A 13,646-nucleotide genomic window follows, 5' to 3' on the forward strand; every position below is an offset into this window, starting at 1 on the left:
GCAAGTTTCTGCAAGGGTTTTCAGCCAAGACTATATAGATCTTTGAAGGGGCAGGTCAGGTAAAGTTTCAACGGTTGAAACCTCTTGCACATCCTGCAGATATAGCTTGCGTCACGACACCCACCAGAAGAGCAGGGTGAAGACCGCCAGTACCGCTACTACGAGGACGAGCACCTTGCGGGTGTCGTCGCGCGGCGTCCGGTGGACGGCCCGTGCGGCCCGCTTCCGTCGGCGCGATGCCGTTCCGGCCGCGGCGGGCGGCTCGTCCCCTCGCGGGGTCTCCTCCTCCCACGGGCCGAGCCGGGCCAACTCGCGCCAGACCGTCGGTGCCAGGTCCGGTGGGGGAGCGCCGGGGTGGAACGCGGCCTGCTGCCAGAACTGACGCTGCTCGGCGCCCGATTCCGCCCTGCACGCGAGGACCAGGGACGACAGGCCCCCGCTGAGACGGGCTTCCCGCGCGTGCGGCCGCACGGCCCAACGGAACATCCGCACCGCTCCGGCCGTTCCGCCGTGCTTGACGTCGCCCTGGGAGGCGAGCGCGGTTCGCCAGCCGTGATGCAGATACATCCGTCGGCCGAGCAGGATCGCTGCGAGATCGAGGGCCTCCGGGAGAGTGCGCCACATAGTGCGCTCCTCCAGCGCGTTCAGGAGCCGGACAGCGTGCTCGGGCTTCAGCCCGGGATGGTCGAGGGTGTCGCAGAGGTCCCGGTCGGGCAGCCTGCGCAAGGTGTCCGCGATCACTTGCGACGTGGCCGGCGCCGAACTGTCGGACGGCCTCGTCAGCCACTCCAAGAGCAAACCGGCGTCCCCGTGCGGCCGCTGCTGGTACCACTGCGGTGACACCCACTTGCCCAGTCGGCGCAACCTCCTTGCCCTGACAGGCAGTTGAGGTCCCGGTTCGTCTGCTCGTACTCGGGTCGGCGGTTCGCCCGGGCCAGTGTTCCCCTGCGCGGACCGCGGTCGCGGCGGCAGGGAAGCGCGCGGTCCGGAGAGATCGAGCAGCGGGGCGAAGGGATCGGGCGTACGGTCCGCCGAGCCCCTGGGGGCGGAGGGGGGTGGGGCAGACGCGTCGGACGCGGCACTGCTGTCGGTGAAGGAGCTTCCGGTGGGCGCGGCCCGACCGGGTGCCGGTTCCTTCGGCGCTCCGAACGGGACATCGCCGTGCGGGTCGGCCGATTGCGTACGGCCGCCCCCTGCGGCGTGGCTCATGTGCCCGGTGCCAGTGATCGGGATTCCCTCCGGTTTCCGGTGAGGGGAGGGGCCGAGAGGCGGTTCTCCTTCGGAGGGGATCCTCGGGACGGAGGGAGGCCAAGCCGCGAGCCAGTCCGCCGAGGGGTCGGGCGACTGGGGCAGGTCGCCCGCGGGCTGAGCCGTTCCGGAGTCGGCGGGGGCGGCCTGGCCATGAGGCGCATCGGCCGCAGTCACCGGCCCCGCAGCCGGACCGGCCGGGGCGTGCTGCTCCAGCCAATAGTCTGACCTCGGTGCCGAAGCGTGAGGGCTGTGGGCCCGCGGCGCGGCGGACGCGGGAGCCTCGGTCCCTGCCCCGGTCGTTGAAGGCGTCGGCGTGCCGCCCACCGGCAAGGGTTTCTCGTGAGGAGCGTGCCCCTGCTCGCCCTCCTGGACATCGGCCGCCGACGCCGTCGACGTCAGATCGGCATGTTGCCCGGAACCGGTGCGTTCGGCGGGCTCCGGCACAGGGGCCTCGGGCACGGCCGCCGGGCCCGACGACTGGTCTGCACCCCGGAGTGTGCCGTGCCCGCCAGGCCGGATCGGCCCACGGGAACCGCCGTCGCCGAACCCGGCAGCCGACTTCAGCAGGTCGACGCCCGGCCGCAGCTTTCCGGTCATGGCGCGATCCCCGGACAGGTCGCCTCGCAGCGCACGTTCCAGCGCGTCCAGCCGGTCCCGCAGGCTGCGGGTGTACGGAGCGGAACACGCCGCCAGCACCTTGGTCAGGTGCTCGGGACGCGCCGGGTCGGTGATGAACAGGCCGACCAGTTCGGCTGCGACCGCGCGGGCCTGATCCTGGACCGTGTCGGAGAAGGTGATCCGCTGCGCCGCCGAGCCTCCCACGGCCGACCGGGGCCACTCCGGCACACACACCAGCCGCAGACCCGCGTGCTCCTGCGTGTCCAGGGTCGCGAACGTGAACGCCGCGTCGCCCAGCCACGGGCCGAGCATCGAGCACAGTCCCCAGATCAGCAGCGGCGCGTAACTGTGGTTGTCCGGGTCGCAGATGTCACGGCGCCGGAAGGTCAGGCGATGTTGCGGTGTCCTCAACAGCTGTGCCACGGCCACTTCGAGCTGGTGCGCGATGAGCGGCACACTGCGGACGTACCGAGGCAGCGCCTCGTCGGTCAGCTGCCGGACGACGCCGACCGGGAGGGGATCGATTCGTCCCGTGGCGTCGTCGGGGACACCGGTCCACTCCCACTGGGACGCGGCCAGGCTGATCGACTCGTGTGCCGTCAGCACCTCGGGGGTGCCTACCAGAGCGTGGGAGACAGTGCTCTCCCGGCCTCGCGCGTCCAGCACCGGCCGACGGTGGATCAGTACCGCCTCACCTGTGCCCGGCACCAGGTGCCGCACCAGGCTGGCGCGCCTGCTGCCCGCGCCCTCCACCCGCAACAGCGGGGCCAGCAGGGTCCTCAGCTCCTCGGCGCGCTGGTCGCCGCACGAGTACACCGCGGCGGCGATCCCCGTCACGTACTGGTTCTGATTGCCCTCCCAGCGGAACAGCAACTGGTCGAGGGATTCCGCAGAGGTGTCCGCCACCGCCGATCAGCCCCTCGCTGCCGCGGAGGACGCCTTGGCGTCCTTCGTGAGCATGCCGCACATGGCGAGGACGGACACGAGCGGGCCCAGGACCCGCCGGGAGCGCACCCCGTGCGGGAACCGGCTGTCCTGGGCGCTGCCACCGGTCGCCGAGGCGAAGTGCAGCGTGCAGCGCAGGGCGCTGTCGAAGGGCCGCAGCCAGCCGGGGGCGGCGTGCCGGCGCAGGAACGCGTAGGCGTCCCGGCTCTCCTCCTGCAGCAGACGCGGGTCGAACGTGGTGTTCGACGCGTCGTCCGTCAGCCAGCGGTCAACCGGCGGCTCGAATCGCAGCAGGTCCGCCTTGCCCACCACCAGGGCGGAGGCGACGTTGAGGTAGCCGCCGCTGTGCGGCAGCCGGTCCAGCACCGTCTCGAACGCGGGGTCGTTGCCCGTGACGGTGAGCTGGGCCTGTCTGCGGGGCTCGTCGAGCTGGGGCATGCGCAGCGCCAGCAGCGGGTCCACCACGAAGATGAGGGCGTCCACCCCGAGCAGGAAGCGCAGCAGGCTGTCCGTGCGCAGCAGGTCCTCCCCGCCCAGGTCGAAGAAGGCCACCGGCCGCACCTGGCCGTCCGCGCCCGTCAGCAGCAGCGCCTCGACGAACTCCGCGAACGACGTCTGTCCCGTGGCCTCCAACTGCCGGCCCTGCCTCAGCCGGGCCACCCGCTCGCGGACGAACTGGGAGTGGTCCGCGGGGTTCACGGACTGCCAGTTCACCCCGTACGGCTTGAGACCACCGTCGATGACCGCGGCCACCATCTGGGTGAGCAGATGGCTCTTTCCGCTGCCCGAAGCGCCGATCATCGCCACGGTCAGCGGCCGGCCGTTCGTCAGGTACGGCACGGGAACGAAGTGCGGATCGGACGTGCCGTCCCCCGCGCAGCTCTGGAAGGCGGTGCGCAGGATGTCCGGCCGCTTCAGGGGGTTGGTCAGCTCGGAGGGATCCAGCCGTTCGTACTGGAGGGTCTCCGAGCGTCGGAACAGCCGTGCCTCGTCGTAGCGCACGGTCTCCAGGCAGTAGGGGCACAGGATCTGTCCCGGCTCCAGCGGTGCGGTCGACTGTGTCATCACTGTCCCCTCGCGTCACGGCCGCCGGCGTGTCCGCCGAACCAGGCTCGTCTTCTGCCACGGGTCTCCTGGGGTGGCACGGACGTGCGGGATGCGCCCGCGGCGGGCGTTTCGACGCCGTGCCCGTATCCGTAAGGGCCCAGCCCCGCGTCCCGGCGTTTGCGTTCCATCGCCCGGTCGTAGTCCTGCCGGTGGGGTTCCAGCGGATCGGGCCTGGCCTCGACCAGCGCGGCCGGGTCGGGCCCGGGCATCAGCAGGGCGAGCACCTCGGCGGGTGCGGGGCGGTCCTCGGCCACGGGTGCGAAGGCGTCACCGAGAGGGCGCTCCAGTGACCGGTAGGCGGCCAGGTCCCGGGGCGGCCCCTCCGGGTTCCCTTGCTGTCCGGTCGCCAGCTGGTAGACGATCTGGGCCACGCTCCACAGGGCGTCGCGTGCGTCGGCGCGGCCCACTCCGTGGCGCTGCTCGGGTGCGGCGTAGGGCGGCACGCCGAGGGGCACGCGCCGTGATCCGATCCGGGCCACCGCACCGAGGTCCCAGACTTGCGCCCGCTTGCCGTCCCAGCGCACCGCCGCGGGGACCAGGCCTCGGTGGACCAGCCCGAGGCCCTCCAACAGCCGGACGGCCAGGACGAGGTCGCGTTCGATGGTGCGCTGTTCGGTGGTGGAGATGCCGTATCCCAGCTGGACCGCGGCCTCGCCCCGCGGCGCCTGGTAGAGCACGAACGGCTCCTCGGCGTCCATGTCGTAGCCCACGAGCGAGGGGAACAGGCTCTGGTACGGGCTGCCGTGGAAGGCCCGGTGGAGGCACAGCGCGGCGCGGATCTCGGCCTCCAGTTTTCGCGGGCCCTCCCCGTCGGCGCCGTCGGCGGCGCCACTGAGCCGCACCGCGCGGACGCTGCCGCCGAGCAGGACGTCGTGCGCCGTGAGTGGGGGAGGGGTCGTCCTGCGCCGCTCCGCGCCCAGGCGGGAGAGGACGGTCTGGCGGGTGCCCTGTGGGCTGATGAAGGTCAGCCGGACCGGTGCGCCGTCGAGGTCACCGAGCCCTGGCTGTCCTGTGCTGTGGTGGGTCACCATGATGTGCCGTCGTCCTCCCGGCGCCGCGGCCCGCCGCCTGCGCCTTCCGTGTGAAATGCGTGGCTGTCCGCATGGTCGTCCCAGGTGTCGGCGTACTGGCGGACGCTCTTGATGACTCCGTGCCGCAGTGGCGTCAGCCGGAGGGTGCCGCTGTAGCGCCCTGGGAAGGTGGCGAGCGTGGTGGGGCCCTGCCCTTCGTGCGGCCCCTGGCCCGTTTCCGGGCGCGCGGTCGCCGTGTGCGGCGCGAACCGGATCTGCCGGATGAGGGCCGGGTCCTTCCTCAGGAGCGCCGACTGCTCGGCGGTGACGAGCTCGACCGGCTCCAGCCCTTGCGCGTCGTCGAGGTCGTCCATGGGGCGGCGGGGGGCGATGCCGAGCAGGGCCTCGGTGTCCTCGGACCGCTCGACGCGCCGGGCGAATGGTGGCGGCGCGATGACACCGTGGCGGTCCAGGTGCCGGCGTGCGGCCGTGAAGATGCGGCGCAGTCCGGCGTCCACCGTCTCGGACTGGGCGGCCGCACCCTGCCCGCGGTGCGTGCCCGACCAGTGCGGCGCCAGGGCGGCGAGGACGGCCGCGCCGAGGTCGCCGCGCAGGGTGTCCACCAGGGCGGGGCCTCCGTCCCCGGCCTCCCGTCCCAGCCAGCGCGGTCCGGCGACCGGGTCCGTGTCCTCCCCGGTGCTCCAGCCGCCGTCGACCGGGTCCGGCGTGTCGGCCGTGAGCGCCTCCTGCCAGCCGTCGTCCATCTCGGGCCGGATGCGTGGCGCGCCCGCCTGTTCGGCGAAGTGCTCGGCGGTCTCGGCCGCGGCCCGCAGGGCACCGGCGGTGGTGCGCGCCAGGTCGGCCGTGTAGATGCGGTGCTCCGCCGCCCACCAGCGCCGCCACGCGCCGTCGGCGAGCAGTCGGTCCAGTTCCCCGAGCAGGCCGGTGGCCTCCGCGGCACCGGTCCGGCGCCACCAGTCGTCGACCGCCACGCGCCAGCAGCGCACCACGAGGATCCAGGCCAGCATGAGGCCGAGGCCGAGGCCGGCCGGCGGGGCCCAGGCAGGCAGCGGCTGCGCCGAGGCCAGCAGCACACCGGCCGCGGTGCCCGGAAGCAGCGCGGTGAGCACCACCAGGGCGGCGGGCAGCGGGTTGCCGCCCAGGCCGCCGGGGCGGTGCAATCCCAGGCGCAGGCATCCTCCGACGGCGGCCAGCAGTACCACCAGCGCGCCCAGCGTGCCGGGCCAGGGGGCGAGGGCGGAGAGCAGACCGGCGCCGAAGGCCGGCGGCGCGGTGCGGGAGAAGGAGGCCCGGACCGTGAAGGGGCGCCGGGGTGACACGCGGTCGAGGCGCTCCGGCGGCACCCGCTGTTCGACCTCGGTCAGCACCTCGGCACCGGACGCCGGAGCGACCTGCTCCGACAGCGCCACCAGACGCGCCGACAGGTCCCGAAGGGCGACGCCGTGCTCCAGCAGGCTCTCGGCGCGGGCGCGCAGCGAGCCGCGCAGCTCCTCGCGGCTCCCGGCGTACTCGGGCATCACCACCTCGGGTCCCGCGGGGCCGCCGCCCGCCCGGGGCCCGGTGCCCGTGCCCAGTGGCGTGTCGTGCTGGAGCGCCTCGAGGACCAGTCCGCGGTGGTGCCGCAGGGCTGCCGCGGTGTCCTCCACGGCTGCCGCCGCCCTGCGTCCCGGGCCCGCCTCCAGCAGCCCGCCCGGACCGCGCAGCCGGGTGTGTGCCGCGCGCAGCGCCGCGATCGCCTCGGCGCACCGGCGGTGGGAGGCGTCGAGCCTGCCACCTGGCAGGCGGCGTGGACGGTCGGCCTCGCCGCCGGGACCGGACAGCAGCGTGGCCACGGGGCCGGGCAGCTCAGGACGCGCCGGTCCATCCGTGGGGTCGACGGAGCCCGCCAGGCGCTGCAGTGCCTCGGCCCAGGCCCGGGCACGCGCCGTCGGCGACAGGTCGTGCTCCAGGAAACGGACCGCGGGTACGGCGACGGAGTCGTCGAGCCCGGACAGGGCTGCCAGGACCGTGTCGAAGAGTCCGCCCAGCACATCGACGAGCACGGCGAGGGCGGCCGGGTCGTCGGCGGTGACCTCGGGATCGCCGGCGATCCGGGCGGCGCGCAGATCCCCCACCCACAGCAGTCCGCAGTCTCGGTGCCGCAGCGCGGCGGGCCGGGTCAGCTGCGGCCCGAGCCCGGTGGACGGGGTGGGCGCGGGTCCGTCCCCGAGCACCGCCAGCGGATCCCAGGCGTCGAGCGGCGGAGGTGCGTCGGGTTGCTGGGGGGCGGGCAGTGCGCCGACCGCCAGGGCGAGGACCGAGGACTTCCTGCCGTAGCCGATGGCCTGCTCGTACACGCTCTGGTGCGATGTGAGGCCGTCGGGGGTGTCGATGAGGAGGAAGCGGTAGTGCCCGCTCGCGGGCTCGGGCCGGCCGGCGTCGCGCAACTGCCCGTTCACGGTGGCGCGCAGCCCTTCGTGGCCGGTCAGCTCCGCCGCGCCCGTCCGCAGGTCGAGGACGATCAGCGGACCGGTGGGGGAGCCGTCCCCGGCGATGGTGTGCACTGGGCGGTTCACTCCACGTCCTTCCAGGTGTCGCCGGTCTCGCCCGTGGAGTAGGGGGTGTCGTCGACCGGGCGGTCCCCGACGAGTCCCGGACCGCGCCACGGGGCGTCCGGTTCATCACCGGGCCAGCCGTCCGGTCCCGCGCCGTCCGTGCCGTAGGCCGGGGCGAAGGGCGGCAGGGGCAGCTCGGCGGATTCCGCGTCCTGCGCAGCGCCGTTCGCGCCGGCCCTGTGCGGGCGCGGGCTGTTGCCGTTGTCCCGGAGGTCCCAGGGGAAGGCGGCACCGTTGCGGGCGCCGAGCGGTTCGGGGGGCTCGGCACCGGACCAGGACGGCGCGGGTTCCTCCTCGGGGGAGGTGTCCCGCCGGGGCCCGCGGCTGCCGCTGCCGGCCGCTCCGAACGGGTGCTGCGCGGGCACGGTCACGTCCGGCTGGTGCGGAGGCTGCCCGCCGCCTCCCGTGCCTGACGGCGGTGTTCCGCGGCGCCGCTGCTCCTCGGCCTCGGCGTCCATGTCCAGCAACACCTCGCGCAGCGTGCGCAGGGTAGGTGCCAGTGCGTGCTTGTCGGTGAACGGCGTGTCCAGCGCGGCCGGCAGCAGTTCGGTCCAGAACTCCAGCAGCGACGTCGCCCACTCCGTCGAGGGGCCGCTGGATCGCGCCATCCGGTCCCGGATGAAGTCCACCTGACGCTGCGCCAGGCTCTCCACCACGTGCACGTACAGCGGGTGGGGCGCCGTACCGGAGGTGGTCATGGCCCCGTAGCCGCCCTCCATCAGCGCCTTGCAGTACGTCTCCACGATCTCGCCCTCGTCGAGCAGCGCGACCTGCTCGTAGGCGTGCAGCAGCCGTGCCCAGCCGGAGATGCCGTGCCGGGAGGAGTCACCGAGCCGCAGCTCGATGCCGGGCAGGTGGTCGCCCCCGCCCTCGTGCAGGCGGACGAGCACCTTGCGGGGGTTGTCCGCGTCGCCCTCGACCACCTCCACCTGGCCCTTCCACAGGGCGCACAGCAGACGGTGCAGGATCTCCCTGCGGTCCTCCGGGGTGCTGGCCAGCCACTCGCCGCCGTAGCCGAGGCGCTGGCGCCAGTCCAGGTAGTCCGCCGCCTCCTCGGCCTCCTTGGCCCTGGCCCAGCGCGACAGCACCTTGCGCACCTCGGGCACCTCGGTGAGGCTCATCTCCCGGCGGAACAGGACGACCGTGATGGAGTCCGTCTCCACGCCGTTGAACTCGATGGTGCCGCGGGGCAGCGAGAGGTACTTGTGGAGGAACTCCTCGACGGTGTCCTTCGCCTGGGAGACGGGGTACACGACGAGCACCTTCAGCGGGCCGCCCCCTTCGGGCACGAACCCGTGCGGGATGAGCCCGGCGATCTTGGACCGGAAGTCCTCCAGCGCCCTCTTGCCGACCTGGTCGGCGGCGCTGCCGACGCCCGCGGCCGCCTCCAGCAGCATCCCCATCGACGGCAGCAGCGGACGTTCGTCGTGCCGGATGCCGCTCTCGGCGAAGAGTTCCTTCACGCGCTGCTCGATCGCCGCCTTCACCGGGGCGATCGCCGCCTCGGCGTTTCGGCGCCCGAGGAGGCGGGCCGCCTGCCACTGGTCGCCCGCGACCATGGAGTGCACCAGACCGGCCTCGTCGTCGGTGTCCCGGAGGTTCTCCCGCTTGGTCAGCCGCTCCCGCACGTCGTCGTAGAAGTCGGTGAGGCTGTTCTGCGGCGGCAGCAGGTAGGAGACGCCGGTGCGCTCGTCGTACAGCTCCAGCAACTGCTCCTTGTACGAGCGGGGTTCCTCCTCCTTGTGTTTGTGGAAGGTCTCGACCAGCTGTGTGATCTCGGCGACCAGGGCCGAGGCCCTCGGGCGCCAGCGCTGCTCCTCCTTGCGCCACGCCTCGTGCCAGATCACCTTGGCGCGCATGGCGTACCACTGGTCCTGCGCCTCCCGGGCGCGCACCACCTCGGCGTCGCCCCACTGACGCGGGGTCAGGCGCCCGGCGAGACCGTCCTTGATCCGCGGCACGGCCGGGGGCTGCATGACGCGGTCCCCGGCGGGTTCGCGGCTGCGGTTCTCCAGCATGCCGAGGACTCCGTTGCGGGTGACCGGGTCCGAGTCGCCCGGAACGCCTCTGACGATGCGTTCGACCTGGAAGGGGTCCATGGTGCGCAGGGCCCGTTCCAGGGCGGTCTGCGGGGAGAACTGCTCGGCGAGGACGGGGGCACGGCGCGCCGCCCGGCGCCGCAGGTCCTCCAGCAGCGTCTGCATGTCGGTGATGCGGGTGCGCAGTTCCCTCTCGATGGCGGCGCCGCCGCGGGGCACCGAGCGTGGCTCGGGCAGCGGCAGCGACTCGCGGTTCCACAGCTCCTCCAGGCCGGCGTCGGCGAACATCCGGCGCACGGTGCCGGCGTACTCGTGACTGGGCTGGGCGGAGCTGTCGGCCAGTCGGCCGACCCCCTGGGCGAGCAGCCGCGCGGAGACCAGGTCGGCCAGGGGTTCGAGCGGAACGGTCATGGATGCGACCAGTGCGGTGGACACCCCCCGGTGCCCGATCCCCGACTTGGCGCGGATACGGCGCTTGGCGTCGCTGTTGATGAAGCTGGAGGCGAAGGTCTGGTGCTCGTCGTCGCGGTGCGGGGCGTCGCCGAGTTCCGCGCCGATGAGCGACATGATCAGGGACACCATGGACCGGCGCAGATCGTCCTGGCGGATGCCCGCCGTCCTGCTGAAGAGGAACGCGGTCGGCATCACCCCGGCGTCGAGACGGATGATCCGGTCGTTGGGGTAGTGGATCGTGGTGGTCGAGGCATGGTCGACGTCACCGATGACGTCGTCGGCGGTCGGCACGTTCTGTTCGTCGACCAGCCGGAAGAGATCCACCACGGCCCGGGCCGCGTTGAGTTCGGCGTCCCGGCCGCCGCCCTTGGCCAGGGGGAAGGCCGAGGGCATCACGACGAGCGGGTAGATGCGGACGCCGGAGAAGTTCTTCTCCTTGAACGCCTGCCCGATGAAATGCAGGTAGTCGAGGAAGATCCCGGTACCGGTGCCGCCCGCCACCGAGAAGGCGACGAAGACGTCGCATCCGGTGATGGGTCCGCCGCCGAGCCGGCTCAGCTCACCGCCGGAGCGTCCGATGATGTCGATGGCCTGCTGCAACGGCCCCATGACAGGGGCCAGATCGTCGCGCAGCAGGGTGCCGAAGAGGGCGGCGCGCCCGACCGTGGGCAGTGCGCCGGCGCCGTTGCGCAGGGGGGTGATCTTGGGTTCGGCGCGGCGCGGCGGAAGCCAGTCGTGGGTCTCGCGCGGCAGGGCCGCCCGCAGTTCCCGGGTGACGCTGGGGGAACTGTCGTAGCCGGGCAGCAGGTCGTGGGTGGCGCGTGCCGTGCGCCGGTACGCCGCCTGCAGCGAGGGTTCCACGCTCATGTGCGGCAGCCGCGCGAGCTCGGCCTCGCTGTAGTCGGCGTAGACGAACTGCAGGCATTCGGGCAGTTGGTAGCGCTGGGTGATGCCGACGCGGTTGAGGGCGGTGCCGTCCGGCCCGCACAGCTGAGCCCGAAGCCGCCGTTCCAGCTCGGCGCCGACCAGCCCTCCGGTGCCGCCCAGGCCGACGAAGAGCATCGGCTGGTTGATTCTCATGGTGTGGCCTTCCGCCAGCCGGGCCGACTGCGGGCCCGGTCCGTGGTGGTCGACACCGGCCACCGCGGCACGGGTGAGGTGCGGCGGGCCGGAGTCGCGCTGTCAGAGTTCGGGGTGGTGCGCCTCGGCCGCGTAGGGGGACCACAGCTCCGGGTCGGGCGGCGGGGTGTCGTCTTCGTCGACGGCTTTCAGGACGAGGTCGTCACCGATGCGCAGCCCCTGGCCCGGAGCGAGGTTCTTCTCGACGTTCCCGTCCGGCATCCGGAGGTCGGCGCCGCCGTCGGGGTTGCGGCGCATGCCCCAGGTGCCGACGTCGGAGCGCTGGACGCGGGGGCTGTCGCTGTCGGTGTCGACGATGTCGAACCGGTACCAGCCCTCGCGCCCGGGTGTGACCGGGTGGCGGGCCAGCTCCCTGCCCCAGGTGTCCTCCAGCACCAGCGTGCCGCGCGGACGCCGGGCCGCCCTGCGGCGCAGCCACAGGAACGCCAGGACCACGCCCCCGAGCGCCAGGAGGGCGAGAGCGAGGGCCGCGGGGCGGCCCCACCGGTCGAGGGCGTCCGGTTCGCTGCGCACCGTCACGGTGTCCAGGAGCCGCCCGTCCAGTACGGTGCCCTGCTCGTCGGTGACGAGGATCTTCCCGCCGAGTGCGCTGCCCTCGTCGGTGACGGGGAAGCTCAACTGCCCGGCCGCACCGACCGAGAGGCGGACCATGATGTCGTGGCCGCTGGTGCCGGCGGGCACGGTGACGCGCTGGGGCGTCAGGCGCAGTCCGGCTCCCTTGGTGTCGGCGAAGGCGAGGGACAGGGTGTGGGCGCGCGAGTCCCTGTTGTCGACGGTGAGGCGTGCCTCGTGGGTGTCCCCGGGGTGGAGCCGCGCCCCGCCGAGTGCGAGGACCGCTTCCAAACGTTGGTTCGGCTGGGAGACGGCGGCCGGCTGGGACCGTACGTCGGGGTCGAGGCCCACGGCCGATACCCGGGACTCGAACGTGAGGGAGCCGGTCGCGGTGTCCGGTACGGACACGGTTCCGGAGAAGCGGCCGTCGCCGGCGCTCTCGTCGGCGCCTTTGCCGTCGTCGGCGAGGCGGATGGGCACCGCCTGCCCGATGCCCTGTCCGGTGAGGTTCCCGGTGACCTTGATGCCCTTCAGGTCCCGCTTCTCCAGCCGGGTCTCCTGGAGGGTGAGGATCGGCACGTACATGTCGACCTCGCTCCCCGCGGCGGGGGAGTAGGCGCTGAGGGAGATCGTCGAGCGCACCGATCCGTGCCAGAGCACGTTGACGGAGGCGGAGCGCTCGCGATGGTCCTCGGGCGCCTCGAGCTTGACCGTCCAGCGGCCTGCCAGAGGGCGCGTGATGCGCAGCGACTCGGTCGCCCTGCCCTGTCCGGAGAACGTGTACGTCGAGTCCTCGTCGCTGTCGGAGGGCTTGATCTCGCGGCCGTCGGGGGCGTGGTACGACGCGGTGACGGCGGGATCTCCCTTGGAGACGACGATGGTTCCCTCGGTGGCGAGCGGTGAGATACGGACCGTCAGGTCACCGGGCGGCCGCCCCTGCTCCCCCTTCTCGTGGTACAGGCAGCGGGCGGTGGCGAAGGTGCTCTGCAGCTCGGCGTCGAGATCGTCCCCGCGCACCACCCGGGCCTGCGGGCGGGCTCCCGGGATGTTCGTGCAGCCGGTCTGGTAGCCGGCGGCGGCCATGTCCCGCAGCGCAGTCTCGTTGGCGTCACCGAATCCGAGGGGCCAGATCTGCACCTGGGCTTCGGCGGCGTCGGCGAGCACGTCGGCGAGGTCGGCCTCGGCGGCTTCCTCGGCGCTCTTCGCGTCGAGGTCCTTGTACTTCAGGCTGTCCTCGACGTCGAGGATGCCGTCGGTCAGCAGGAACAGGACGCGCGGGGTGTCGCCGGGGCGGGCGCCGAGGTCGGCGACCGCCTGGCGCACCACCTCGATGAAGTCGGTGCCCGCGCCCTCGTCCTTGGTCCGTTGCCGCAGTCGTGCCGCGCACTCGGCGATCTTCTCGCGGCCGACTGTGTCGAGCGCCCGGGAAGGACAGACCTTGTCGACGGCGGTCTGGCCCTTCTCCTCGGCGCTGGCGAAGCCGAGCACCTCCATCGTCGAGTCGTTGGACGGCTCGCCCATGGCGATGGCGTTGACGGCTTCGCGTTCCCGGTCGATCTCCCCTTCCTTGAGGCTGCCCGACTGGTCGACGGCGACGACGTAGTCCACTGGTTCGTCGGCCGCCGTGCCGCCCGGTGAGGGCGCCGCCACAGGTGCCGCCCCCACGTGTCCCGACAGTTCGGCGGTGGCCAGGAGTACGCCGACGACAAGCGCGGCGAGGCGTCGTACGGCCGAGCCGCACGGCCGGCTCATGGTTGCTGTCACTCTTGTTGTGCTCCCCACGGCCTCGATTTGAGGCCTCCCTCGTGAGCCGGGCCTTCCGGGTGGTCCTTCCGGAAATGCCGCGCGTCTTGCCGGTCCGCGTCCTTGGGTCGCTGCCCACAAGATGACGCCCTCTCCCCAGGGGCGGCTCGTGT

6 protein-coding genes are annotated in these 13,646 nt (G+C 72.9%); all 6 read right to left on the reverse strand.

The features are described from left to right. Nucleotides 1-111 precede the first annotated feature (111 nt). Nucleotides 112-2,775 carry a hypothetical protein gene (locus M8H82_RS10540; RefSeq protein ID WP_250072474.1) on the reverse strand — a complete coding sequence of 888 codons (2,664 nt, stop codon included), beginning with the start codon at nucleotides 2,773-2,775 and terminating at the stop codon, nucleotides 112-114. Between the two features lie 6 nt (nucleotides 2,776-2,781). Next, nucleotides 2,782-3,879: a hypothetical protein gene (locus tag M8H82_RS10545; RefSeq protein ID WP_250072475.1), complete on the reverse strand. Its 1,098-nt coding sequence runs from the start codon at nucleotides 3,877-3,879 to the stop codon at nucleotides 2,782-2,784. Then, nucleotides 3,879-4,952: a hypothetical protein gene (locus M8H82_RS10550; RefSeq protein ID WP_250072477.1), complete on the reverse strand. Its 1,074-nt coding sequence runs from the start codon at nucleotides 4,950-4,952 to the stop codon at nucleotides 3,879-3,881. Before M8H82_RS10550 ends, M8H82_RS10545 begins: the two co-directional genes overlap by 1 nt. Beyond that, nucleotides 4,946-7,507: a hypothetical protein gene (locus M8H82_RS10555; RefSeq protein ID WP_250072478.1), complete on the reverse strand. Its 2,562-nt coding sequence runs from the start codon at nucleotides 7,505-7,507 to the stop codon at nucleotides 4,946-4,948. Before M8H82_RS10555 ends, M8H82_RS10550 begins: the two co-directional genes overlap by 7 nt. Next, nucleotides 7,504-11,118 (reverse strand): tubulin-like doman-containing protein, encoded by a 3,615-nt coding sequence (locus M8H82_RS10560; RefSeq protein ID WP_250072481.1) that lies wholly within the window; start codon nucleotides 11,116-11,118, stop codon nucleotides 7,504-7,506. The genes M8H82_RS10555 and M8H82_RS10560 overlap by 4 nt, the downstream gene beginning before the upstream one ends. A gap of 102 nt (nucleotides 11,119-11,220) precedes the next feature. Then, nucleotides 11,221-13,494 (reverse strand): vWA domain-containing protein, encoded by a 2,274-nt coding sequence (locus M8H82_RS10565; RefSeq protein ID WP_250072483.1) that lies wholly within the window; start codon nucleotides 13,492-13,494, stop codon nucleotides 11,221-11,223. Between the last annotated feature and the right edge of the window lie 152 nt (nucleotides 13,495-13,646).

Source organism: Streptomyces sp. YS415 (assembly GCF_023544665.1).
Classification (GTDB): domain Bacteria; phylum Actinomycetota; class Actinomycetes; order Streptomycetales; family Streptomycetaceae; genus Streptomyces.